The sequence below is a fragment of the Afifella pfennigii DSM 17143 genome (assembly GCF_000688515.1).
GTDB lineage: Bacteria > Pseudomonadota > Alphaproteobacteria > Rhizobiales > Afifellaceae > Afifella > Afifella pfennigii.
On the sequence record NZ_JHZK01000027.1, the window covers coordinates 1 to 24891 of the forward strand.

Annotated in this window: 21 protein-coding genes; 17 read left to right on the forward strand and 4 right to left on the reverse strand. The window is 66.8% G+C overall.

Going from position 1 to position 24891, the window contains the following annotated elements:
- A partial coding sequence (locus Q331_RS0115625) for a transposase (protein ID WP_026381444.1) occupies nt 1–268 on the forward strand: 268 nt, incomplete at its 5' end.
- A gap of 456 nt (nt 269–724) precedes the next feature.
- On the opposite strand, the gene Q331_RS0115630 is transcribed toward Q331_RS0115625, so the two are convergent.
- Genes Q331_RS0115630 through Q331_RS0115640 form a run of 3 tightly spaced genes read right to left on the reverse strand, consistent with a single transcriptional unit; the run spans nt 725 to nt 5571 of the window.
- Nucleotides 725–1843 carry an ABC transporter permease gene (locus tag Q331_RS0115630; RefSeq protein WP_026381445.1) on the reverse strand — a complete coding sequence of 373 codons (1119 nt, stop codon included), beginning with the start codon at nt 1841–1843 and terminating at the stop codon, nt 725–727.
- Nucleotide 1844: 1 nt separating this feature from the next.
- On the reverse strand, nt 1845–4550 hold the full coding sequence (gene rbbA, locus Q331_RS0115635; RefSeq protein ID WP_026381446.1) for a ribosome-associated ATPase/putative transporter RbbA: 2706 nt from the start codon (nt 4548–4550) through the stop codon (nt 1845–1847).
- Nucleotides 4551–4554: 4 nt separating this feature from the next.
- A complete protein-coding gene (locus Q331_RS0115640) occupies nt 4555–5571 on the reverse strand; it encodes an HlyD family secretion protein (RefSeq protein WP_026381447.1) in 1017 nt (338 codons plus the stop codon).
- Between the two features lie 277 nt (nt 5572–5848).
- Between Q331_RS0115640 and Q331_RS0115645 the strand changes: the two genes are divergently transcribed.
- The 16 genes from Q331_RS0115645 (at nt 5849) to Q331_RS0115720 (ending at nt 23392) form a co-directional block, all read left to right on the forward strand.
- Complete coding sequence (locus tag Q331_RS0115645) at nt 5849–6625, forward strand: Tll0287-like domain-containing protein (protein WP_026381448.1); 777 nt, start codon at nt 5849–5851, stop codon at nt 6623–6625.
- Nucleotides 6622–9399: a response regulator gene (locus tag Q331_RS0115650; protein WP_051631242.1), complete on the forward strand. Its 2778-nt coding sequence runs from the start codon at nt 6622–6624 to the stop codon at nt 9397–9399. The genes Q331_RS0115645 and Q331_RS0115650 overlap by 4 nt, the downstream gene beginning before the upstream one ends.
- A gap of 23 nt (nt 9400–9422) precedes the next feature.
- Complete coding sequence (locus tag Q331_RS0115655; RefSeq protein WP_026381450.1) at nt 9423–9806, forward strand: response regulator; 384 nt, start codon at nt 9423–9425, stop codon at nt 9804–9806.
- 13 nt (nt 9807–9819) lie between these two features.
- Nucleotides 9820–11409, forward strand: coding sequence for an adenylate/guanylate cyclase domain-containing protein (locus tag Q331_RS0115660; RefSeq protein WP_051631243.1), 1590 nt, complete (start codon nt 9820–9822; stop codon nt 11407–11409).
- Between the two features lie 229 nt (nt 11410–11638).
- Entirely contained in the window at nt 11639–12772 is a 1134-nt protein-coding gene (locus Q331_RS0115665; RefSeq protein WP_051631255.1) for an ABC transporter substrate-binding protein, read from the forward strand.
- 183 nt (nt 12773–12955) lie between these two features.
- Nucleotides 12956–13828, forward strand: coding sequence for a branched-chain amino acid ABC transporter permease (locus tag Q331_RS0115670; RefSeq protein WP_026381453.1), 873 nt, complete (start codon nt 12956–12958; stop codon nt 13826–13828).
- Nucleotides 13829–13888: 60 nt separating this feature from the next.
- Entirely contained in the window at nt 13889–14824 is a 936-nt protein-coding gene (locus Q331_RS0115675; protein ID WP_034492650.1) for a branched-chain amino acid ABC transporter permease, read from the forward strand.
- A complete protein-coding gene (locus Q331_RS0115680) occupies nt 14821–15609 on the forward strand; it encodes an ABC transporter ATP-binding protein (protein ID WP_026381455.1) in 789 nt (262 codons plus the stop codon). Before Q331_RS0115675 ends, Q331_RS0115680 begins: the two co-directional genes overlap by 4 nt.
- The gene (locus Q331_RS0115685; protein ID WP_026381456.1) at nt 15596–16297 is read left to right on the forward strand and encodes an ABC transporter ATP-binding protein; all 702 of its coding nucleotides are present in this window, start codon (nt 15596–15598) and stop codon (nt 16295–16297) included. Before Q331_RS0115680 ends, Q331_RS0115685 begins: the two co-directional genes overlap by 14 nt.
- A gap of 38 nt (nt 16298–16335) precedes the next feature.
- Nucleotides 16336–16581, forward strand: coding sequence for a hypothetical protein (locus Q331_RS23955; RefSeq protein WP_169738527.1), 246 nt, complete (start codon nt 16336–16338; stop codon nt 16579–16581).
- 53 nt (nt 16582–16634) lie between these two features.
- Nucleotides 16635–18455: an indolepyruvate ferredoxin oxidoreductase subunit alpha gene (iorA, locus tag Q331_RS0115695; protein WP_026381457.1), complete on the forward strand. Its 1821-nt coding sequence runs from the start codon at nt 16635–16637 to the stop codon at nt 18453–18455.
- The gene (locus Q331_RS22065; RefSeq protein ID WP_051631244.1) at nt 18452–19429 is read left to right on the forward strand and encodes a 2-oxoacid:acceptor oxidoreductase family protein; all 978 of its coding nucleotides are present in this window, start codon (nt 18452–18454) and stop codon (nt 19427–19429) included. The genes iorA and Q331_RS22065 overlap by 4 nt, the downstream gene beginning before the upstream one ends.
- Entirely contained in the window at nt 19426–20595 is a 1170-nt protein-coding gene (locus tag Q331_RS0115705; RefSeq protein ID WP_026381458.1) for a 2-oxoacid:acceptor oxidoreductase subunit alpha, read from the forward strand. Before Q331_RS22065 ends, Q331_RS0115705 begins: the two co-directional genes overlap by 4 nt.
- Nucleotides 20592–21431: a 2-oxoacid:ferredoxin oxidoreductase subunit beta gene (locus tag Q331_RS0115710; protein WP_026381459.1), complete on the forward strand. Its 840-nt coding sequence runs from the start codon at nt 20592–20594 to the stop codon at nt 21429–21431. The genes Q331_RS0115705 and Q331_RS0115710 overlap by 4 nt, the downstream gene beginning before the upstream one ends.
- Nucleotides 21431–21988 (forward strand): 2-oxoacid:acceptor oxidoreductase family protein, encoded by a 558-nt coding sequence (locus tag Q331_RS0115715; RefSeq protein ID WP_026381460.1) that lies wholly within the window; start codon nt 21431–21433, stop codon nt 21986–21988. The genes Q331_RS0115710 and Q331_RS0115715 overlap by 1 nt, the downstream gene beginning before the upstream one ends.
- A gap of 63 nt (nt 21989–22051) precedes the next feature.
- A complete protein-coding gene (locus Q331_RS0115720; RefSeq protein ID WP_026381461.1) occupies nt 22052–23392 on the forward strand; it encodes a phenylacetate--CoA ligase family protein in 1341 nt (446 codons plus the stop codon).
- 47 nt (nt 23393–23439) lie between these two features.
- Here Q331_RS0115720 and Q331_RS22070 read toward each other — a convergent pair whose 3' ends face one another.
- Nucleotides 23440–24819 (reverse strand): MmgE/PrpD family protein, encoded by a 1380-nt coding sequence (locus Q331_RS22070; RefSeq protein ID WP_051631245.1) that lies wholly within the window; start codon nt 24817–24819, stop codon nt 23440–23442.
- Nucleotides 24820–24891 lie beyond the last annotated feature (72 nt).

The following is a 24891-nucleotide window of genomic DNA, read 5'->3' on the forward strand; positions in this document are numbered from 1 at the left end:
CGTGGTCATGGACAATCTGCCGGTCCACAAGATCAGCGGCGTGCGCGAGGCGATCGAGAAGGCCGGTGCGCGGCTTCTGTTCCTCCCGCCATACTCGCCCGACTTCAACCCCATCGAGATGGCCTTCTCCAAGCTCAAGGCCCTGCTCAGAAAGGCCGCCGCCAGAACCGTCGACGAACTCTGGTCCGTCGTTGCCGATTGCCTGCCAGCCTTCACCGCCGAGGAATGCCGCCACTATTTCAAGGCCGCCGGGTATGACCCGGATTAAGTCGAATCTGCTCTAGGAGACAGGCGCGTTTCGCCGCAATACGCAGACTTACGTAGAAGCCGGCCGCGGCGCCGCCGAGCCGCCCCCGGCCTCCTCTTCGAAAAGGTTGTGAGCAACGCCCCCGTTGGAAGGGGGAGCGTTCGGCCGGTCCACCGCTTCGCGTTTGAGACGGCACCAACTCCAGCCGGGGCTCAAGACACGCTCGTGCGAACGCGCAAAGCGGCCCCAGCCCGCGCCGCTTCGCGTTTGAAACGGCACCGCCTCCAGCCGGGGCTCAAGACACGCTCGTGCGAACGCGCAAAGCGGCGCGGATATGGGCGCGCGCGGCGCGCTCTGCGTCCTCGGCGCGCTTTTCGCGTATCGCCGCCAGGATCGTGGCGTGCGCCTCTTTCGCCTGCCGATGCCGTGTCTCGCCTGGAGCTCGCACGGCTCCCCGTCGAGGACGCCGCGAACGCCTCAGCCCGCCAGCACCTTGCGGAAACGCGCCAGCACCACCGTCAGCGCCACCGCCGCCATCAGCGCCATGGCGACGAGGCTGCCGGCGACGAGATGAAGGCCGCTGCCGCGGTAGAGCACGGCTTGCGCGAAGGCCACGAAATGCGGCGAGGGGCTGATGATGCGCATCATCGTGCGCAGCCAGTCCGGCATCGATTCCAGCGGCGTCATGCCGCCCGAAAGCAGGAACATCACGATGATGACCGGAATGACCAGGAGGCCGAACTGCCCCATATTCGAGGTGAAGCTGGCAAGCAGCAGGCCGATGCTCGCCACCGCGATCACATAGATGCCGGCCCCCAGAAGATAGAGCCATAAAGAGCCCGTCACCGGCACGCCGATCAGGCCCTGGACGACGAAGACGAGGCTGAGCGCGGAGGCGGCGATGATGACGGCGCCGGTGGCGAGGATCTTCGACACGACCACCTCGTAGGGACGCACCGGCATCACCAGGACGTGCTCGATGGTCCCGTGCTCGCGCTCGCGGATCATCGAGGAGCCGGCCAGGATCAGCGTCAGGATGGTGACGTTGTTCATCAGCTGCATCACCGCGGTGAACCAGCTCGCCTGAAGATTGGGATTGAACCTGGCGCGAAACACCACGTCGACAGGTGCCGCGGCGCTCTCGCCCGGCGCCATGTAGGCGGCGATTTCTTCGTTCAGGAGACGGCTCAGGAAGGCGGCGCCGTTGCCTGCCTGGGCCACCGCGGTGGCATCGACCAGGATCATCAGCGAGGCCGTTCTGCCGGCCCGCAGATCGCGTTCGAAATCGGGTGGGATGCTGACGACGAGAACATAGGCGCCCTGGCTCTGCGCCTCGGCGGCCTGCGTCGGCGACAACAGCACGGGCGGATCGAAGAGCGGTGGCTGGATCGCGTCCGTCAGCCGGTGGGAGAGGGGGCTGCGGTCTTCGTCGACCACCGCCACGGAGAGGTCGCGGACCTCGGTGGTCACCGCGTTCGCCACCAGCCAGATGGCGGCGGTGAACACATAGACCATCAGCGCCAGCATCACCTTGTCCCGGCGAAGGGCGCGCAGCTCCTTGACGGTGAGGCGGCCGATGTTGCGCAGCGTCTGCATTTCAGCGTTCCTGCTTGCGCAGCGCCAGGGAGCCGGCAACGAGATAGGCGAGGCAGAACCCCGCGATGGCGAGGGCTTGCGCGGAGACCTCTGGCCAGCCGAAGCCCTTGACGAAGGTCCCCACCGATACCGGCTGGAACCACGCGCCGGGAAAGGCGAGACCGATGATGCGGCCGGCTTCGCTCATGGAGGAGACCGGGACGATGAGGCCGGAGAAGTTGACGGTCGGAATGATGGAGATGATCGCCGTGGCGAAGACCGCGGCGACCTGCGTCGCGGTGAAGCTGGAGACGAGTTGCCCGAATCCCGTCGACGCCACCACGTAGAGGAGCGACACCGCGGCAAGAGCCGAAAGGCTGCCCATGAACGGCACGTCGAAGAGCCACCGCCCGATCGCGAACAGCACCCAGAAGGAGAACCAGGCGATGGCGACATAGGGCAGTTGCTTGCCGATGAGGAATTCCGATTGCCGCACCGGCGTGGCACGGAAATTGGCGATGGTGCCGGTTTCCTTCTCGCGCACCACGCTGACGGCCGACATGATCGCGGGGATCACCATCAAGATGAGCATGATGGTGGAGGGCACCATGGCGTTGGCGCTCTTGAAGGCTTGATTGAAGCGGAAACGCGTCTCCACCTCGACCAAGGGTGCCGCGCCTTGCCCGTGCTCGGCGGCGTAGCGCGCGGCGTAGGCTTGCAGCACGCCGAGAGCGTAGGCTCGCGCGGTCTCGGCCCGGAAGGGCATGGCGCCGTCGATCCACAGTGACGCTTCCGGCACGTCGCCGCGCCTCAGCGCCCGTCCGTAGCCTTCCGGGATCTCCAGCGCCAGGGTCAGCTCGCCCCTGCCCATCCTCTCGTCGAGCCTCTCGCGTGTGGACCATGAGACAAGCTCCTGGAACTGCGGGATTTCGACGAATTCGGCGATCAAGCCGCGACTTTCCGGCGTGCGGTCCTGGTCGTTGACGGCAAAGCTCAGCCGCTCCACGTCGAAGGTGATGCCGTATCCCATCGTCAGAAGAAGCAGGGGCGGTCCCACCAGCGCGAAGAACAGCCTGATCGGATCGCGCATCAACTCCAGCGATTCACGCCAGCAATAGGCCCACAGCCGGGTGAGCCGCTGGTTGCGTGGCGAGCGCGGCCGGCTCTCTGCGTCGTAGACAGGCGCGCCCTCCTGCGCGTCCTCCTCGCCCCCTTCCTCTTCCAGGCAGTCGATGAAGGCTTCCTCCAGCGACGCCACCTGGCGCCGCGCGACGATGTCGGACGGTGCGCCCACTTCCAGCACCCGGCCGGCATGCATGAGCGAGATGCGGTCGCAGCGCTCCGCCTCGTTCATGAAATGGGTGGAGATGAAGATCGTCACCCCATCCTCGCGCGACAGCCGAATGAGCTTGCGCCAGAAATCGTCGCGGGCGATCGGATCGACGCCCGAGGTGGGCTCGTCGAGGATGAGAATGCGCGGCTGGTGGATGACCGCGACGGCGAGCTGCAGCCGCTGGCGGATGCCGAGCGGCAAGCCGGCCGGCAACATCTCGCCCACCTCCGCAAGCTCGAACTCCTCCAGAACCTCGCGCACCCGCGCCTCGCGGCGGCTGGCCGCGATGCCGTAGAGCGCGGCGTGCAGGCGCAGGTTCTGCAGCACGGTGAGCTCCGAATAGAGCGAGAAGCCCTGCGACATGTAGCCGATTTCAAGCCGCGCCTTGATGTCGGAGCTGGCCAGATGCGCGCCGAACAGCCTCGTCTCGCCCTCGCTCGGCTCCAACAGGCCGGTGAGCATCTTCATCGTCGTCGTCTTGCCACAGCCATTGGAGCCCAGAAATCCGAAGATCTCCCCCTCCGCGATGGTGAAGCTGACATTGTCGACGGCGGTGAAGTCGCCGAAGCGCTTGGTGAGGCCCTCCGCCTCGATGGCAGGCGTCAGATCCTGCGTCTCCGCGCGTGGCGGCAGGTAGACCGGCTCTTGCTTCTCGCCATGCGGCAGGAGGCGGATGAAGGCCGTCTCCAGCGTCTCGGCGCCGGTGCGGCTGCGCAGCTCCTTCGGGCTGCCTTCGGCGATGACGCGGCCCTCGTTCATGGCCGCGAGCCAGTGGAAGCGTTCCGCCTCCTCCATATAGGCGGTGGCGACGACGACGCTCATGCCGGGCAGGTGGTCGCGGATGCGATCGATGAGCTCCCAGAACTGCCGCCGCGACAAGGGGTCGACCCCGGTGGTGGGTTCGTCGAGGACGAGCAGGTCCGGATCGTGGATGAGCGCCGAGCACAGGCTGAGCTTCTGCTTCATGCCGCCCGACAGCTTGCCCGCCGGCCGGTCGTAAAACGGCGCAAGGCCCGTGGCTTCCAGCAGCATGTCGATGCGCGCGGCGCGTTCGGCTGCCCTCTGGCCGAAGAGCCGTCCGAAGAAATGAAGGTTCTCGCGCACCGACAATGTCGGATAAAGATTGCGCCCCAGTCCCTGGGGCATGTAGGCGAGCTGTGGCGCCAGGCGCCTTCGCGCCGCGCCCTTGCCGATATCCTCGCCGAGCGTGGAGACGCTGCCCTCCTGCAGGCGACGAACGCCGGCCAGGAGCGCCAGAAGCGTCGACTTGCCCACCCCGTCGGGGCCGATAAGCCCCGCCATGCAGCCCGCCGGCACCTTCAGCGTCACCTCTTGGAGCGCTGCCACGCGGCCGTAACGGTGGCTGACGCCGTTGAGTTCGGCGACGAAGCCCATGGCCTCACTCCGGCAGTTTGACGGCGAGGTCGGCGGGCCAGTCCTTTCCCGGCGCGGTGCGCACGAAGCCGAGGCCGCGCACGCCGGACTTCACGTATTGCTCGAAGCGCTGCAGCAGCTCGCGCGGGATGGTCAGCTTGACCCGGAACACCAGATCCTCGCGCTCCTCGGCGGTCTCCACGGTCTTGGGCGTGAATTGCGCCTCCGGCGAGATGAAGGTCACGCGCGCGGGGATGACGTATTGCGGGATCGGGTCGAGGACGATGCGCGCCTCGTCGTTGGCCGCCAGGACGCCCACCACGGGGGCGGGGAAATAGATCGTCATATAGACGTCGGTGAGGTCGAGCAGGGTGAAGAGCGCCGCCCCCGCCGGCACCACCTCGCCGGGCTCGTGCAGCCTGTAGAGCACACGGCCGCGGATAGGCGCGCGGATGGTCAGGTCCTCCACCGCGATTTTGAGCCTTTCCACATCCGCCTCGCCGGCGGCGATGGAAGCCTCCGCGTCGGCGATTTGCGCCTTGGCCATGGCGAGCGAAGCCTCCGCCGATTTGCGCGCATTCGTGGCGTCGTCGAGGACGCTCTGGCTGGCATGGCCCTTGGCGTTCAGCTGCACCATGCGCTCGTAGGTCGTCTGGGCGAGGTCCAGCCCGCTTTCCGCTTGCATCACCGACGCCTCGGCGACCTGCTTGGCGGCGCGCGCACGCTGCACGGCCGCCTGCGCGGCCAGAAGCTCGGCGCGGGTTTGGCGGTCGTCGATCTGGGCGAGGACGGCTCCCGCCTCCACGATCTCCCCCTCCAGGGCGTTCACCTCGGTCAAGCGGCCGGCGTACTTGGTGGCCACGTCGACGCTCTGCGCCTCGATGCGGCCATTGGAGCTGGCGACATCCTCATAGCGGTTCTTGCCGCCGAAGCGCTCAAGCAAAGCCTCAAACGTGGATTGCGCCTTGAGCGGCGTCACGGTCAGGACGATGGCGCAGGCCATCAACGGCGCCAGGAGGCGGGTTCGCAGAAAAGGAGACAAGGGCGGGCGCTCTTTGGCGGTTCAAACTGAAGGCAGGACGAGACCTAGCAAGATAGCGCAAGATAGCGCTCGCTTGCGGTGAGACCATGACGGCGCCGATCCGACACGAAAAAGACGCATCGGCCGAAGGTTTCCATCCGAGCGGAGAACGGGAAGCCCTCGCCCGCCGCCGGCGCGTGGCGAGCGATCCGCATAGGACCTGCGACAAAAAGTATCGATAAGCGCAGATTTCGGATAGAATTGCTCTAGATACGGACAATGAGACAGGGAGGCACCCATGACCGCAGGCCCACGGGTACTCCGCCGCCGGCTGCTTCTCGTCCTGTTTTTTCTTTCCGTTCTAGGCGTTTTCCTGGCGCCGTTACCGGTAGCGACTGCGGCGGAGGCAGACGATACGGCGACCGCCATGCGTCTCGCCGACCTGTTGCGCTCGGCGCGCACGGTGGTCTCGCGCAACCAGGACCTCATCAACGACCCTGCGGTGGGCGATAAGGGATTGAGTGGCGAGAAGGTGCTTGAGGACGCGCTCGCCCTCCATCAGGAGCGCACCGGCGAAGATCCGCGCGACAGCGATCCGCAGAGCCGCGAAGGCAGGCTCTTGCGCGCCCAGATGCAATCGATCGTGGAGGTGATGAGCGAGCACCAGGCGACCATCAACGCCAAGGATGTCGGCTTCAAGGGTTTCATCCCCGCCGTCTTCGCCCGCCTGGTCAATGAGAGGTTCGCCGACAAGGTCGGCGAGGAGGCTCGTGTGAAGGTGACGGCGCCGGAGCGGCTGGTGCGCAACCGCAAGGCTCGGCCCGACCAATGGGAGATTTCCGTCATCGAGGACGAGTTCGCCCAGGCCGACTGGCCGAAGGGGGAGCCCTTCAGCGAGGTGACGGAGGAGAACGGCAACGAGGCTTTCCGCATCCTCGTGCCGGAATACTACACGGCCTCCTGCCTTTCCTGCCACGGCGAGCCGGCCGGAGAGGTCGACATCACCGGCTATCCCAAGGAAGGCGGCCAAGAGGGCGATCTCGGCGCCGCGATCAGCATCACTCTGTTCAAATGACGCTGGCGGAGAAATCCGGCGTGGGGGCGGGCGGCGGCGCTGCCGAGCGCCCGCAGCGCTCCTCGCTGCTGTCGGCGCTGCGCCGACCCTCCATCCGCTTCCGCCTCGCGGCGATCGCCCTCCTCCTCGTCGGCGCGCTGGCGCTGACCAGCGGCCTCATCATTCGTGAACTCTATCGCAGCGCGCAGGCCAATATCGCCGCCACCCGCTATTTGGAGCAGATGGAGGCCGCCAGCGGCGCCAACGAGACCTTCGGCGACATCCGCTACTGGATGACGGATTTGGCCGTCAGCCAGCTCACCTTGTCGGAGCGCAACGCCAGGGAGGCGCGTCAGCGGCTCTCCCGCTACCTGCAGCGGCTCAGCGACTACGATCCGCAAGCCGCCGACGTCATCGGTCGCGAGACCGACGCTTATATGGCGATCGCCTCCGAGGCGGTCGACGCCTACACCGACAACAACCGCGTCATCGGCAACACGCTGCTTGCCCGGGCGCGCCAGCACAGCACCGTCGTCGATGAGCGGCTCAACGCGCTGACCGCCAGTCTGCACGCCGATTCCGCCGCCGCCCGCGATTCCGCCGTGGCGCGAGCGAACGGCGCCATCCGCACCTCGGTTTTGATCGTCGCCGGCGTCGGTCTCCTCGGCTTTCTCCTGACCCTTGTCGTCTTCCGCTCGATCGTCACGCCGCTGCGGCGCATCGACCGGGCGATGTCGGCGATGATTGAGGGCGATACCGACGTCGATATCCCGCCGGCCGGCCACGACGAGATCGGCACCATGGCGCGCACGCTCACCCTCTTTCGCGACAGCATCGCCGAGCGAACGCGCCTGGAGGAGAAGACGGAACGTCAGGCGCGGATGATGGAGACGGCGATTGAGACGATCTCCGAGGGCTTCGCCATCTTCGACGCGCAGGACCGTCTCATCATCGCCAACAGCCGCTACCGGAACATGTATGGCTCGCCCGCCGAGCCCGGCCAAAGCTTCGAGGAGATGCTGCAGAAGCTGATCTCGGACGGCATCGCCGAGATCAACGGCCTGCCCCGCGAGGAATGGCTGCGCCAGCGGCTGGAACGGCACCGTCGTGCCGAGGGCTTCTTCGAGCAGCGCTACGGCGAAGGCCGGTGGATGCGTGTCAGCGAGCGGCGCACGGCCGACGGGCACACGGTCGGCGTCTTCGCCGATATCACTGAGCTGAAGGATCGCCAGAGCGAACTGGAGGAGGCCAAGGAGGTCGCCGACGCCGCCAACAAGGCGAAGAGCCAGTTCGTCGCCAATATGAGCCATGAGCTGAGGACGCCGCTCAACGCCATCATCGGCTATAGCGAGATGCTGATCGAAGAGGCGGAAGACCTTGGCGAGAACGCCTTCGTTCCCGAACTTCAGAAGATCGGCGGCGCCGGACGCCACCTTCTCGGCCTCATCAACGACATTCTCGACTTCGCCAAAATAGAGGCGGGGCGGATGGACGTCCTCATCGAGCCTTTTCAGGTCGAGGGCCTGATCGAGGAGGTCGGCACCACCATCGCGCCCTTGATCGACAAGAAGGGCAACGTTCTGGAGATTGTCGCTGACGCCGATCTCGGCGAGATGCGTTCCGATGAGATGAAGATACGTCAGAGCCTGTTCAATCTGTTGAGCAACGCCTCCAAATTCACCGAGGCGGGGACGATCCGTCTCAACGTTCGCCCGGTCGTCGGCCCGGACGGTGCCGACTGGCTGGAGTTCGCGGTCTCCGATACCGGCATCGGCATGACGCCGGAGCAGAAGGGCCGGCTTTTCGAGGCCTTCACCCAGGCCGATGTCTCCACCTCGCGCAACTACGGCGGCACCGGCCTCGGCCTCACCATCACCCGCCAGTTCTGCCGTATGCTCGGAGGCGATGTCACCGTGGAGAGCGAACACGGCAAGGGCTCCACCTTCACGCTCTCTTTGCCGCGCCATGCCGAGATGCCGGTGGAGGAGGCCAAGCAGGCCGGCGAGAAGGGCGCCCTTGGCACCGTCCTCATCGTCGACGACGACACGGCGACCCGCGAGGCGCTCTCGCAAGTCTTTGCGGGCGAGGGCTACCGCGTGCTGACGGCGGCGGGCGGCAAGCAGGGGCTGCGCCTTGCCCGTGAGGAAAAGCCGACCGCCATCATCCTCGACATCATCATGCCCGATCCGGACGGCTGGACGGTGCTGCGTTCGCTGAAGCAGGATCCGGAGCTGCGCGACATCCCGGTGATCCTCGCCACCGTTCTTGGCGACCGCGATATGGGCCTTGCTCTGGGCGCGGCCGAGCACCTGACGAAGCCTGTCGATGCTTCCGAGTTGAAGCGGCTGCTCGGCCGGCTGGTGACGGAGGCGCAGGCCGCCGACGTGCTCGTCGTCGACGACGATCCCGGCACCCGCGATATGCTCCGCCGCGCCCTGACGCGCGAGGGCTGGAGCGTGCGCGAGGCGCAGGACGGCGTCGACGGCCTCGCGCAGGCGCTGCGGGCCCGCCCCGCCGTTATCCTCCTGGACCTGATGATGCCGCGCATGGATGGCTTTGAGCTGCTCGCCGCGCTCCGCCAGGAGGAGAGCACCCGCGACGTGCCCGTGGCGATCATCACCTCCAAGGACCTGACGCGCGAGGAACGGCGCTGGCTTGAAAGCAACACGCTGGAGGTCTTTCAGAAAGGAGCGTACAACCGTCTCACGCTGGTGGAGACGCTGAGGAACATGGTTGAGGCCGCGCGGCGGACACACGGCAAGGCAGAGCCGGCGTCCCGCGGGTCGCAATCGTAGCGAACGCGGTAGCGGAGGCGCCGGTGGCAAGAATTCTCTTGGTCGAGGACAACGAGATGAACCGGGACATGCTGACCCGCCGCCTGGCGCGCAGGGGTCACGAAGTCCTGACGGCGGCCGATGGCGCGGAGGGCCTGGCGAAGGTCGCCTCCGACCGCCCGGAACTCGTGCTCATGGATATGAGCCTGCCGGTGCTCGACGGCTGGGAAGCGACGCGCCGCTTGAAGGCTGACCCTACCACGGCCGGCATTCCCGTGATCGCGCTGACGGCGCATGCCATGGATTCCGATCGCGAGGAGGCGCTGGGCGCCGGTTGCGACGACTACGACACCAAGCCCATCGAGCTGCCGCGTCTGCTTGAGAAAATCTCGCGCCTGCTCGACAAGACAGCGCCCTCCGAGGCTTGAGGCACGGTGCGCGATGGAACGCCTGGCGACCGATCCCGACTTTGAGCGACGGGCAAGACTTGCCCTCGTCTGGGAGGATCTCGTCAATCCGGTCCGCGGCATCTCCGGCTACCAGGAGATCATCCTGGAGGAATGCCGCAAGCTGGGTGTCGATGAGCTCTCGTTCTTTTTCGAGAACGTTTTGAAGGCGGCGACGACGCTGTCGACGCTCGTCGACGGTCTGCGCGATCCCAAGCCTCGAGCCTCCGCCGCCGACATCAGGGCGCTCGCCGACGAGGAAGCCAAGCTCCGGCACGATCTGCGCACGCCGCTCAACGCCATCATCGGCTATACCGAGATGGCGGTGGAAGATATCGACGAATTCCCCGAGGCGGTCGACCTCTTGCCCGACATCGCCAAGCTCCTGCACGAGGCCCGCCAGCTCCTTGAGCGCGTCGACACCATCGTCGACCTCACCCGCGACGGCAGTGCCCCGGAGCCGGTGCCTGGCGCAGAAGGGGAGGCCGTCGTTGCCAAGCTTCTGAATACGCTTGCGCCGCAGGAAAGCCAGGCGCGGGTGCGCGAGGTCGGCCGCGTTCTCGTCGTCGACGACAATCAATCCAACCGCGATCTGCTTTCCCGCCGTCTGCGCCAGGATGGGCATGAGGTCACCTCCGTCGCCTCTGGCATGGAGGCGCTTGCCGTTCTCCAGGACGAGGCCTTCGACCTCATCCTCCTCGACCTTCTGATGCCGGGCATGAACGGGCTCGACGTGCTCCTGAGGCTGAAGGCGAACGAGCGCTGGTACCAGATACCGGTGATCGTCGTCTCCGGCCTCAACGAGACCGGGGCCGTGCTGAAATGCATCGAGGCGGGGGCCGACGACTACCTGCCGAAGCCGTGCGATATCGTGCTGCTGCGCGCCCGCATCAACGCCTGCCTGGAGCGCAAGCGGTGGCGCGAGCGCGAGCAGGCCTATCTGGTCCAGATCAGCGAGGAGAAGGCGAAATCCGACCGACTGCTGCGCAACATCCTGCCGGCGGCGATCGTGGAGCGGCTCAACGAGGGCGAGACCATCATCGCCGACCGCTTCGACGCCGTCTCCATCCTCTTTGCCGACATCGTCGGCTTCACGCCGGTCGCCGCCGCCATGACGCCGGCGCGTCTTGTCAACCGGCTCGACCGCATCTTCTCCGACTTCGACCTGCTGGCGGCCGACCTCGGTGTGGAGAAGATCAAGACCATCGGCGATGCCTACATGGCCGCCGCCGGCCTGCCGGAGCCGCGTCACGATCATGTCGAGGCGATGGCCGAATTCGCGCTCGGCATCCTGGAGAAGCTCCATAAGCTGAACCGCGATGGCGGTCTGGAACTGAGGGTGAGGATCGGCATCCATACGGGCCCGGTCGTGGCTGGCGTCATCGGCCGGCGCAAGTTCATCTACGACGTCTGGGGTGACACGGTGAACGTGGCCAGTCGCCTGGAGGCGAACGGGCTGCCGAACCGCATCCAGGTTTCGCCGGAGGTGCGCGAGGCGCTCGCCCACCGCTTCAGCTTCGAGGAGCGCGGCTTCATCACGCTGAAGGGCAAGGGCCGCACCACCGCCTTCTTCCTCTGTCGCTGAGCCGAAGCCGCGGCTCGGACGACGCCGGGCCGCTTCTTCGACGAAAGGATGAGGCCCTTGAACGGGCCGCCTTCATCTCACCGCCCGCAAGGCGAAGCGCGGCGAATATCCCGTTGATTTAGGTCAATTACCGTAATCGCGGGTTCGTGGCAGGAAACGTCTCCAAGAAATAAAAACTCTGGAAGAGTTGTATTCTAAGGGGAGGGGGGAGGCCATGTGGTCATGGAAGATGCCGGTGGCCGGCGTTTGCGCTGGCCTGGCGATGTTGCTTGCGGGTGGTGAGGCTTTCGCGGAGATCAAGATCGGCTCCGTGCTTTCCGTCACCGGTCCGGCCTCGTTTCTCGGCGATCCCGAGAAAAAGACTCTCGAAATGTATGTCGAGGCGATCAATGCGGCCGGCGGCGTCAATGGCGAGATGCTGGAACTCGTCGTCTACGACGATGCCGCCGATCCCAATGCCGCGCGCACCTTCGCGACCCGCCTGGTAGAGCAGGACGAGGTCGTCGCCGTCGTCGGCGGCAGCACCACCGGCTCAACGCTCGCCATGGCCCCCGTCTTCGAGGAGGCGGAGATCCCGTTCATCTCGCTCGCCGGTGCCATCCAGATCGTCGAGCCGGTGCGCCAATGGGTCTTCAAGACCCCGCATACCGACACCATGGCCTGCGAGAAGATCTTTACCGACCTGAAAGAGCGCGATCTGACCTCCGTTGCCCTCATCTCCGGCACCGGCGGCTTCGGCAAGTCGATGCATGCGCAATGCAAGAAAGTGGCGCCGGATCACGGCATCACCATCGTGCACGAGGAGACCTACGGGCCGCGCGACAGCGACATGACCCCGCAGCTCACCAATATCAAGAACGCCGATGGCGTTCAGGCGGTGGTTAATCCGGGCTTCGGCCAGGGGCCGGCCATCGTCACGCGCAACTACCGCCAGCTCGGCATTTCCCTGCCGCTCTATCAGAGCCATGGCGTTGCTTCCAAGCAGTTCATCGAGCTCGCCGGCGATGCCGCAGACGGCGTCAGGCTGCCCGCGGCGGCGCTTCTCATCGCCGACAAGCTGCCCGATGGCGACCCGCAGAAGCCGGTGGTGGTGAGCTACAAGCAGACCTACGAGGAAAAGACCGGCCAGGACGTCTCCACCTTCGGCGGCCACGCCTATGACGGGCTGATGATCCTGATCGAGGCGGCAAAGCGCGCCGGTGGCTTCGAGCCGGCCAAGGTTCGCGACGAGATCGAGAAGACCAGCGGCTTCGTCGGCACCGGTGGCGTCGTCAACATGTCGCCCAGCGATCATCTGGGGCTCGATCTCTCCGCCTTCCGCATGCTGGAGATTGAGAGCGGAGACTGGACGCTGGTGGAGTGAGCCGCGCCTTCCCCGGCGGGGAGGGCGCTGCCCGGCTCGTCGATGGAGCGGCGCGGCGAGGGTTGCATCGGATCGGCGGCATCTAGAGGCGCCGGCCGGGCCGATCCGTTCGGTCCGCCCGGTTGCGGGTTCCAATCGCTCGCGCCCGCCGCAGAAGCCCGCCGCAGAAGGATGAAGGTGACCATGGCGGAGAACCTGCAATTCGCCTTTTCGGGCCTAACCGTGGGCACCGTCTATGCGCTGGTGGCGCTCGGCTTCACCCTGATCTACAACGCCTCCGACGTCATCAACTTCGCCCAGGGCGAATTCGTCATGCTGGGCGGCATGACGACGGTGTTTCTCGCCATGGCGGGGCTGCCGCTGCCGCTGGCCGCGCTTGCCGCGATCGCCTCAACGGTCGTGGTCGGATTGGCGCTCCATCGTCTGGCGATCGAGCCGGCGCGCACCGCCAATCCCATCGTCCTCATCATGATCACCATCGGCGCGTCGATCTTCCTGCGCGGCCTCGCCCAGGTCGTCTTCGACAAGCGCTTCCACACCCTGCCGCCCATCTTCGGCAGCGAGCCGATCCGCATCGGCGGGGCCGCCATCCTGCCCCAGAGCCTGGTCGTGCTCGCCGGCGCCGTCGTCATCGTGGTGCTCTTGTGGGCCTTCGTCGACCGCACCTTGTTCGGAAAGGCCCTGATCGCCACCTCCGCCAACCGACTGGCGGCGCGCCTGGTCGGCATCGATACACGCCAGATCGTCGGCTTTTCCTTCGCCGTGTCGGCCGCCATCGGCGCGGCGGCGGGGATCCTGATTACGCCGATCACGCTGACCAGCTTCGACGTCGGCACCCTTTTGGCGCTGAAGGGTTTCGCCGCGGCCATGCTCGGTGGCATCGGCAGCGCCCTCGGCGCAGTGGTGGGCGGGCTGCTGCTCGGCCTCCTGGAGGCGTTTGCCGCCGGCTACCTCTCCTCCCAATACAAGGACGCCGTCGCTTTTCTCGTCATCCTCGCCGTCCTGTTCGCCATGCCGCAAGGTCTGTTCGGCAAGACGAGGGTGGAACGGGTCTAGGTCGTGCAGGACGAAACCCTCACGCCGGCCGCGCGCCCCATCCGCAGCCGCCTCGCCTCGCTGCGGCGGCACCCGCTCGCGCTGCCTGCGGCGCTGACGGTGCTTGTCGCCGTGACGCCCCTCTTCCTCGCCTCCAGCTATCATTACCGCATCGCCGCCCTGGTGCTGATCTTTGCGCTGGCCTGCCTCGGCCTCAACCTTCTCATGGGCTATGCCGGACAGATCAGCCTCGGGCATGCCGGCTTCATGGGCATCGGCGCCTATGCAGTGGCCATCGGCCCGGCGCATCTGGGCCTGCCATCCTGGCTTTCCCTTCTGGCCGGCGCGGCGCTATCGGCCCTTGTCGCTTTCATCGTCGGGCGCCCGATCCTGCGGCTGAAGCGGCACTATCTCGCCGTCGCCACCCTCGGTTTCGGGCTCTTGATCGCCATCGTCCTGACCAACGAAGCCGAGTTCACCGGCGGCCCGGACGGGATGGCGGTGGAGCGCATGCAGCTCTTCGGCTGGACGGCGAAGGGAACGGTGACCTGGTACTGGATTTCCGCCATCACCTTTCTCCTCGGGGCGAAGCTGGCGCTGAACCTCATCGACAGCCCGACCGGACGGGCGCTGCGGGCCATCCATGACGGCGAGGTGGCGGCGAGCGTGCTCGGCGTCGATGTGGCGCGAAAGAAGCTCGCCGCCTTCGTTCTCGCCGCGGTCTACGCCTCCGTGGCGGGCTCCTATCTGGCGCTGTTCAATGGCCATATCACGCCGGATGTGGCCGGTTTCCTGCGCTCCATAGAACTGGTCGCCATGGTGGTTTTGGGCGGCATGGGATCGATCCTGGGCTCGCTCGTCGGCACGGCGGTCCTCGTGGTGCTGCCGCAGACGCTGACGGTTCTGCACGACTACGAGCACATGGTGCTCGGCCTCATCATCATCTGCATTATGATCTTCCTGCGCGAGGGCATCGTGCCGACCCTTGCCGCGGCCCTCGGTGCGAGGCGGTCATGATCGTGCTGTCGACCGATCGGCTGTCGATCTCCTTCGGTGCGCTGCGCGCCGTCGACAGGGTGAGCCTTGAAGTCGAGGAGGGCCTCGTCTTCTCCATCATCGGGCCGAACGGCGCCGGCAAGACGACGCTTTTCAACGTCATTTCCGGCCTCTACGTGGCCGATGAGGGGCGCGTCCTCATCGCCGGCGAGGACGTGACCGCTCTGCCGCCGGACAAGCTCGCCCGGCGCGGCCTGTCGCGCACCTTCCAGAACCTGCAGATATTCTTCCGCATGACGGCGCTGGAGAACGTGATGGTCGGCTGCCATCGCCACGAGGCGACCGGCCTCATCGCCGATCTGTTGCATCTGCCGGCGGTCTTGCAGCAGAACCGCCGCAGCCGCGAAAGGGCCATGGCGGCCCTGGCGCGTGTCGGCCTTGCTTCCATGGCCGACCAGCCTGCCGGCGGCATGTCCTATGGCGCCCTCAAGCGCCTGGAGATCGCCCGGGCGCTCGCCAGCGAGCCGAGGCTTCTCCTGCTCGACGAGCCGGCCGCCGGCTGCAACGCCGTGGAGACGGAAGAGATCAAGGCGATCATCCGCGCGCTCGCCGCCGACGGCGTCACCGTGGTGCTGGTGGAGCACGACATGCGGCTGGTGATGAACGTCTCCGACTGCATTCATGTCCTCGCCGACGGCCATACGCTGGCCGAGGGCGCGGCCGCCGAGGTGCGCAATAATCCGGCGGTGATTGAGGCCTATCTCGGCGTGCACGGGACGCGGGAGGCGGCCCTTGCTGTCGGTTGAGGACCTGAAGAGCTGCTACGGGCGCATCGAGGCGCTGCACGGCGTCTCGGTCGAGGTCAGGGCCGGCGAGATCGTCTCCCTCATCGGCGCCAACGGCGCCGGCAAGACGACCTTGCTGCGCGCCATTTCCGGCGTCCAGGCGGTTTCCGCCGGCCGTATCGTCTTCGAGGATCGTCCGATCGAGGCGCTTGCCGCGCATAAGCGCGTGGCGCTCGGCATCGCGCAGGTGCCGGAGGGCCGGCAATTGTTCGAGCCGATCTCGGTGGAGGACAATCTCAAGCTCGGCGCCTGGACCCGGCGAGACGTCGATTTCAAGGCGGAGCTCGATCCCGTCTACGAGCTGTTTCCGGTGCTGTTCCAACGCCGCCATGCCGCCGCCGGTACCTTGTCGGGCGGCCAGCAGCAGATGCTGGCGATCGGCCGCGCCCTGATGGCGGGGCCTCGCCTCCTCCTTCTCGACGAGCCTTCGATGGGGCTCGCGCCGATTCTGGTGGAGCAGATCTTGGGTGCCGTCCAACGTCTGAAGCAAACCGGCCTGACGGTGCTCCTGGTGGAGCAGAACGCCAGCGCCGCGCTGGCCATTGCCGATCGCGGATACGTCGTTGAGACCGGGCGCGTCGTGGCGAGCGGCGCCGCCGCGGAGCTGCTGGCCGACAAGCGGGTGCGGGCCGCCTATCTCGGCGTGTGACGGGCCGATGCGGATATCGAGGCGGGGGATCGAGCGCTTTGAAGAAAATCCGCGATCCGGGCGCCTCGCGGCAACTGCGCCGTCCATGCATCTTCCTCGCAAGCATGCCGATGACGGCTTCGTCGATTTCGTCCGCAAGCATTCTGGCGCCGGGAAGCGCTGATGTTTCGTTGTCGATACAGCCAAAAAGCTGGAATTCTTCAAAGAAGAGGGCGGCAATACGCCGCCGTATCATGATGTGCAATCGCTTTGACTTAGCTCAATTACCTTTGAAAACGAACTGAACAAAATCGCCCGCTCGCGCACGATCGCTGAGCCGGTCGGGGAGGGACATCGAATGCGTTCATCACAGGAGGCCGCCGGCCCCACGCCGGCCGAGGCCAGGGAAGTGCGCCCCCTTACCGGCAACGAGGCGATCGCCCGCGGCGCCTGGGAAGCCGGCGTCAAGGTGGCCGCGGCCTATCCCGGAACGCCGAGCACGGAAATCCTCGAAGCGCTGGCGACCTATCCGGCCGAAGACCTGCACGCGCAATGGTCCACCAACGAGAAGGTCGCTCTCGACGTGGCGATAGGCGCTTCCTTCGCCGGAAAGCGCGCCTTTGCGGCCATGAAGCATGTCGGCCTCAACGTCGCCGCCGACGCGCTCATGTCGCAGACCTATATCGGCGTCAATGGCGGGCTGGTGCTCGCCGTCTGCGACGATCCCGGCATCCATAGCTCGCAGAACGAGCAGGACACGCGCATTTACGGCGCGCTCGCGACCCTGCCGGTGCTGGAGCCGAGCGATGCCCAGGAGGCGCTCGACTTCACCAAGCTGGCGTTCGAGCTGTCGGAGCGCTTCGACACGCCCGTCATCGTTCGCGGCACCACGCGCCTGTCGCACACCCGCAGCACCGTTGCCGTGGGCGAGCGCAGCGAGCCGGAGCCGCGCGGCTTCCTTGAGGAGCCCTCCAAGAACGTCATGATCCCGGCGCATGCCCGCTTGCGCCACGGTGCCGTGCTGGAGCGCGAAGCGCGCCTGAAGGAGTATTTCGACGAGGCGCCGATCAATCGCTGGGAGCCGGGCGAGGCGAGTTTCGGGGTGATCACGGCCGGCACCTGCTACCCCTATGTGCGCGAAGTGTTGCCCAATGCCAGCGTTTTGAAGCTCGGCGCCTCCTGGCCGCTGCCGGAGGGGCTCTTGCGCCGCTACTGCGAATCCGTCGGGCGCGTCTTCGTCGTGGAAGAGCTGGAGCCGGTGATCGAGAAGGAGATCCGGGCGCTCGGTTACGAGGTGGAGGGCAAGCGCTATTTCCCGCGCGCCGGCGAACTCTCGCCCGAGCTGGTGCGCGCCGGCTTTCAGGAGGCCGGCATCCTGCCGCCGCAGCCGCAGAAAAGCGGCTGGTCGGGCGAGCCGCTGGTGCGCCCGCCGGTGCTGTGCGCCGGCTGCCCGCATACCTCCGCCTTCATGGCGGTGCGCGCCTCCGGCGCGCGCGTTTCCGGCGATATCGGCTGCTACACCCTGGCCTGCCTCGATCCCTTGCGCGGCATCGATACCACCGTGTCGATGGGCTCCTCGATCGGCAACGCCATCGGCATGGCCAAGGCCGGCGAGCCCAAGCCGGTCGTTGCCACCATCGGCGATTCCACCTTCCTGCATGCCGGATTGCCGGCCTTGATCGACGCGGTCTACAACCGCGCCGATATCGCCGTCTTGTTGCTCGACAACCACATCACCGCCATGACCGGCGGTCAGGAGCATCCCGGCACCGGCAAGACGCTGCGCGGCGAGGAGGCGCCGAGCGTCGACTACGAGGCGCTGGTGCGTGCGGTGGGCGTCGATTGGGTGCGCGTCATCGATTCCTACGATCTCGCCGTCATGTACCAGGCGCTGCGCGAGGCGATCGCCCATCGCGGCGTCTCCGTCCTCATCGCCAACCGGCCCTGCGTGCTCGATCCCGTCAAGATCAAGGGACCGGCGATGCAGGTCGTCACCGCCGAATGCAATGCCTGCCAGTCCTGCATGAATCTCGGCTGCCCCGCCCTGACCTGGAGCGACGAGACCTTTGAGGATCGCCACAAGGTCAAGATCGACCAAGCGCTGTGCATCGGCTGCACCTTGTGCGCCCAGGTCTGCACCATCGACTGCATCAAGCCGGCCGCGGCGGTGAAGCAATGAGCGGCTCTCCGAACTCCGCCAGCGAAGCTGCCCCGGCGCCGGCCAGCCCGGCCGCCGCCGTCGAACCGTCGGCCGAGCCGCTCAACGTCCTCATCGTCGGCGTCGGCGGCCAGGGCGTCATCATGGTCTCCAAGGTGCTCGCGCTTCTGGCGCAGGCGCAAGGCTTCCAGGTCAAGCAGAGCGAGGTGCACGGCATGGCCAAGCGCGGCGGCGCCGTGTTCAGCCATGTGCGCTTCGGCCGTCAGGTCTGGTCGCCGACCATACCGAAGGGCGAGGCCGACATTCTCATCGCGCTGGAATGGGCCGAGGGCCTGCGCTGGCTGCCCTATCTGAAGCCGGAAACCGGCATCTTCATCTGCGACACCAAGCGCATCGTGCCCCCCTTTGCCTGCCTCAATCGCCGCCCCGGCGCGCCCTTGCGCTATTCGCGCGAGACGCCCGCGGACGTGATTTCGCAGGTCGGCGAAGGCTATGCCATCGATGCCACCCAGATGGCCGAGGAGCTCGGCAACGAGCGCGCCGCCAACGTCGTCCTTCTCGGCGCCCTGTCGACCGCCCTGCGGTTTCCGGCCGCCGATTGGGAACAGACGGTCGCCAAGTTCGTCCCGAAGAAGACGGTCAGCGTCAATCTCGACGCCTTCCGGCGAGGACGCGCCTGGATCGAGGAAGCGCGCGTCGTCACCCCGGCGGTGGAATCGCGCGCCGCGGAGGCGCCCGCTCCCGCCGACCCGGCCTATCGGGTGCGTCTCGACATCGTCGCTGCCTGGTGCAAGAGCTGCGATATCTGCGTCAAGATCTGCCCGGAGCGCTGCCTGCGCTTGAACGCGGAGCGCATCGCGGAGCTCGCCGAGCCGGAGAAATGCACCGGCTGCCGGCTATGCGAGTGGCTGTGTCCGGATTTCGCCATAAGGGTGCATCTGGAGGATATCTCCGCCATGGCCGCGGACGCGGCCTCGGAAGGTGCCCCGCGATGAACGTCGTCAGCGCCATGCCCGCACCTGCCGCCGATGTCAGGCTCCTGTCGGGCAACCATGCCTGCGCCCTCGCCGCGACCGCGGCCGGATGCAGGTTCTTCGCCGGCTATCCGATCACGCCGTCTTCGGAAATCGCCGAGCGGTTGTCTCTGGAACTGCCCAAGGTCGACGGCGTCTTCGTGCAGATGGAGGACGAAATCGCCGCGATGGCGGCGGTGATCGGCGCCTCCATGGGCGGCCTCAAGTCGATGACCGCGACCAGCGGCCCCGGCTTCTCGCTGAAGCAGGAAAATCTCGGCTACGCGGCGGGCGCCGAAATACCCTGCGTCATCGTCAACGTGATGCGCGGCGGCCCCTCCACCGGCATGCCGACCCGCCCCTCGCAGGCCGACATCATGCAGGCGCGCTGGGGCAGCCATGGCGACTATCCCCTCATCGCGCTCGCCCCGGCCTCGGTGCGCGAGATCTACGACGAGACCATCCGCGCCTTCGACCTGGCGGAATTGTACCGCACCCCCGTCGTGCTCCTCTACGATCAGGTGATCGCGCAGCTCTCCGAAACCGTCGCGCTCGGCGCCGCGCATCCTCGCGGGCGCGTGGAGCGCAAATGGGCGAGCGGCCCGGCCGCCGACTACAAGCCCTATGCCGCGGACGGCGACGCCATTCCGGCGATGCCGCTTCCCGGCGCCGGCTACCGCACCCACACGACCGGCCTGACCCATGCCGAGGACGGCTTCCCGACCCAGAACCCGGAAGCCGTCACCCGCAACCTGTCGCGGCTCTTCTCCAAGCTCGACGGGCGCCGTGACGCCATCGATTCCTGGGAGACGATCCACTGCGAGGACGCCGAGATCGTCATCGTCGCCATCGGCATCAGCGCCCGCGCGGCGATGCGCGCGATCGAGGAATGCCGCGCCAAGGGCGTGCGCGCCGGCCTCTTCCGCCCGGTGACGCTGTGGCCGTTTCCGCAAGCGGCGCTGCGCGAGGCCGCCGCCAAGGCGAAGGCGGTGCTCGTGCCGGAGATGAATACCGGCCAGCTTCGCCTGGAGGTGGAGCGGGTGCTCGCCGGGGCGCCGGTCAAGGGGCTCAATCTCTTCAGCGGCGAGGCGATCGCGCCGGCACAGATTGCCGCCAGCATCACCGCACTCGCCAAGGAGGTCCGATGAGTATCGATACGGCCGCGGCCTTTGACGTCACCGACTATCTGCGCAAGCAGATGATGCCGCATTTCCTGTGTCCGGGCTGCGGCCACGGCATGGCTTTGCGGGCGCTTTTGTGGGCGATCCACGACCTTGAGATCGACAAGGACGCTCTGGCGGTGGTCTCCGGCATCGGCTGCGCGGGAAGGCTTTCCGCCTATATCGACGCCAACACCTTTCACGTTACCCATGGCCGCCCCATCGCCTACGCCACCGGCCTGGCGCTGGCGCGGCCCGACCTGCACGTGGTGGTCATCACCGGCGACGGCGATTGCCTGGCCATCGGCGGCAATCATCTCATCCACGCCTGCCGGCGCAATTTGAAGCTCACCTGTCTGATGCTCAACAACGAGGTCTACGGCATGACCGGCGGGCAGGTGTCGCCGACCACCTCGCAGAGCCGGTTGACGACGACGACGCCGCTCGGCAACGCCGAGCCGCATTTCGATGCCTGCGCGCTGGCGACGGCGGCTGGCGCCGGTTTCGTCGGCCGCGAGGTGACGCGGCACGTTCCCAAGCTGAAGGAATTGATCAAGGCAGGTCTCCGGCACGAGGGCTTCGCCTTCATCGAGATCCTCTCCGACTGCACCGAAATCTTCGGCCGCAAGAACGAGATGGGCTCCTCGCCGGAGATGATGATGCGCCAGAAGAGCGAGCTGCGCCCCAGCGCCTACCGCGACACGGTGGACACGCCCTTCCGCGCCAACGATTTGCCGACCGGCATCCTCGCCAGGAACGATCGCCCCGAATACGGCGCCGCCTATCGAAGCGCCGCCGCGGCGGCGAGAAACGGAGCGCGGTGATGCAAGGCGCGCGAACCGAAATCCGCATCGGCGGCACCGGCGGCCAGGGGCTCATCCTGTGCGCCAAGATGCTTGCCGCCGCCCTTGCCGCCGACGGCAGGCGGGTGGCCCAGTCGCAGACCTATGAGCCGACCTCGCGCGGCGGCTTCTGCAAGGCCGACCTTGTGGTCTCAAGCGGCGAGGTCGATTTCCCGCTCGCCACGGCCGTCGACCATCTGGTGCTGCTCGATCAGCTCGCGGTGAAGCCTTCCTGGCCGTTGCTGAAGGAGGGCGCGCTGGTCATTGCCGATGAAAGGCTGTGCCCGAAACTGCCGCCCGGAGACGATAGCCGACATCACCTGCCGATCAGCCGCACCGCGCTGGAGCTGGGAAGCGAGCGCGTGGCGAACATGGTCGCGCTCGGTGCCTTGGTCGCCTTGAGCGGCATCTGCGCCCGGGGCCGGATCGAGGAGGCGGTTCGCAAGGCGACGCCGCGCGGCTTCCTCCATCTCAATCTGGATGCGCTGGCGGCCGGCTTTTCCATCGCCGCCGAGCCGATCCCGGCGGCCGCGTCGTAGAAGAGGCAAACTTCGGCCGCGCCTCTCTCGATAGAGGCGGGTCCGACCGAGAAGGGGGGAACCATGAGCATCGCGACGGCAGTTGAGGATGCGAAAGCCTTCATGTTCGATCCTGACATCGAAACCATGCCGCGCGCCCAGCTTGCCGCGCTGCAGCTCGATCGTCTCAAGAAAACGCTCGCCCACGCCTATGCCAAGGTGCCGGCCTTCAGACGGAAATTCGATGCGGCCGGCGTCGCGCCGGATGATCTGAGGACGCTTCAGGATCTGGCGCGCTTTCCCTTCACGGTGAAAACCGATCTTCGCGACAATTATCCCTTCGGGCTTTTCGCGGTGCCGCGCGAGAAGGTGCTGCGGCTGCACGCCTCCTCCGGCACCACCGGCAAGCCTACCGTGGTCGGCTACACCAGGGGCGATCTCGACACCTGGTCGGAACTGATGGCGCGCTCGCTCGCCAGCGCCGGGGCGGAACCGGGTGATATCGTCCATAACGGCTATGGCTATGGCCTTTTCACCGGCGGGCTCGGCGCCCATTACGGCGCCGAGCGGCTCGGCTGCACCGTGGTTCCGGTCTCCGGCGGTGGCACGGAGCGCCAGGTCACGCTGATGCAGGATTTCGCGGCCGACATTTTGTGCGCCACGCCCTCCTACGCGCTCAACATCGCCGAGGTCGCCGCCGGCATGGGGGTCGACATCCGCACGCTGCCCTTGCGCTTCGGCGTCTTCGGTGCGGAGCCGTGGAGCGAGGAGATGCGACGCGAACTGGAGGCCCGTCTCGGAATCAAGGCCGTCGACATCTACGGATTGTCGGAGATTTTGGGCCCCGGCGTCGCCTGCGAGTGCCATGTGGCGCAGGACGGCCTGCACGGCTGGGAGGATCATTTCCTCTTCGAGGTCGTCGATCCTGAGACGCTGCAGCCGCTGCCGATGGGCGCCACGGGCGAGCTGGTCATCACCACGCTCACCAAGGAGGCGCTGCCGATGATCCGCTACCGCACGCGCGACATCACGCGCCTCACCGACGAGCCTTGCGTCTGCGGGCGCACCCACACGCGCATCATGCGCGTGACCGGGCGCACCGACGACATGCTGATCATCCGCGGCGTCAACGTCTATCCCTCGCAGGTGGAAGCCGTGCTCATCGGTCTGCCCGACCTTGCGCCGCATTATCAGCTCGTGCTGACGCGCAAGGACGCGCTCGATAGCATCACCGTGGAGGTCGAGCTTGCCGCCGATGCGTCCTGCGATGAAGCCTCTCGCGCCAGGAAGGCCGGCGAGGTGCGCCATCACATCAAATCGATGATCGGGGTGACCTGCGATATCGTCATCAAGTCTTCGGGCGAGGTGCCGCGTTCGCAGGGCAAGGCGATCCGGGTGAAGGATCTGAGGAAGATAGCCTCCTGAACCGCTGTCACCTAGCCAGGAACGATTCCATCAAGGTGTGAGCACATCTAGGCTTCGGAGGCTGCCGCCTGGGTCGGTGGCCGGCGCATCTCCTCCACGACGGCGCGCCAGGCGAGTTGGCCGATCCCCGCGCCGCCCGCTTCGGCGAACCCGGCGAGACCCGGTAGCGTGTCGCCGCCGGCCTTCCTGAGCTTGTCCGCGAAGGCGGCCTCGCTCACTGGACGGTCCGGACTGCCCGTTGATACCAGGCAGGTCTGATCGAGCGCCACGCCGTCTTCCAGATGCACGATCACGCGCGAGGCCCGGTCGAAGCGCGGGTCTTTGGGCGGCGAGATTGGGCGGAGTTGAACGCGCTCGCGCAATCTGGCGACGACGGGATCGTCGAGGGAGGCGCTGGAGAAGGCGGTCTGGCCGCCTTCTTCGTAGCGGAGCGCGGCGGCGACCATGTGCTCCATGGAGAATTTGGCGCCCAGAATGGTCTGCGGGCGAGGGTTGCTGAGACCGAGAGCCAGGGGATGGCTCTGCACCTCGATATCGCCGACCTTGTTCACCTCGAAGGCAGGGTCGGTGGCGCATGCGAGCGCCGCCTCGACCGCGGAATGCCCGTGTTGGCAGCAGGCATAGAGCTTGTGATAGCCCTTGCAGATGGCCCAATCCTCCCGCAGACCTTCCGTCAGCGCCTCGGTGCGACCGGCACCGCCGAGGAGGTCGCCGAACACATCGAGCGGCGCTTCCTGGCCCGCATGGATGCCGATCTCGACCATCCCGGCCGCCTGCCAGCCGGCGACGGCTCCTGTGGCCGACCAGAGGTTGCGCGACAGGTAGCCTCGCGCCAGGTGAACCCGCGGCCCGATCGAGGCGAGCGTCGCCGCGGTTGCAATGCCCTGCGCCAGGGTCAGCGCCGGCGCACGGCGCGCCAGAAGCGTGGCGGCCATCGCGCCGATGGGGGCGAAGAGGGCGTGGGCATGCACCTTCGGCGTCGCGAACCGGAAGCATTCCGCGATCCGCGCGCAGATCTCGTAGCTGAGCACGAGACAGCGCACGACGTCGTCGACGCTGAGCTCCCACCGCTCCGCTTCCGCCAGAAGGGCCGGCAGCGTGTAAAGTCCCGCGTGACAGGTGACCGGGCGATAGCCCTCATCCAGTTCGCACCAGCAGCCGGCCAGCGAATTGAGGTAGATCGCGTCCTCGAACGTCAGTCGCGGCAGCCCGGTAAGGTACACGCTCGCTTCAGGACGGCCGTCGCGTTTCGTGGCGGCGGCAAGGGCCGCTTCGATCTCCGGCTCCCCAGCTGCCGACAGGATGGCGCCCACATCGTCGCTGATGACGCGCACGGCGCGCTGCCGCACCTGTGGCGGCAGCTCGTTTGCGGCGGTGGCGTGGCAGGCTTCGGCAAGTTCGAGCAAGCCCGCGGAAAATGCGTCCATTGGAAATTCTCGCGATCCGGTTCTGCGTGCGCCGTCCGCACATCGCACCCCGGCACCGGCGGGCCGGGATGC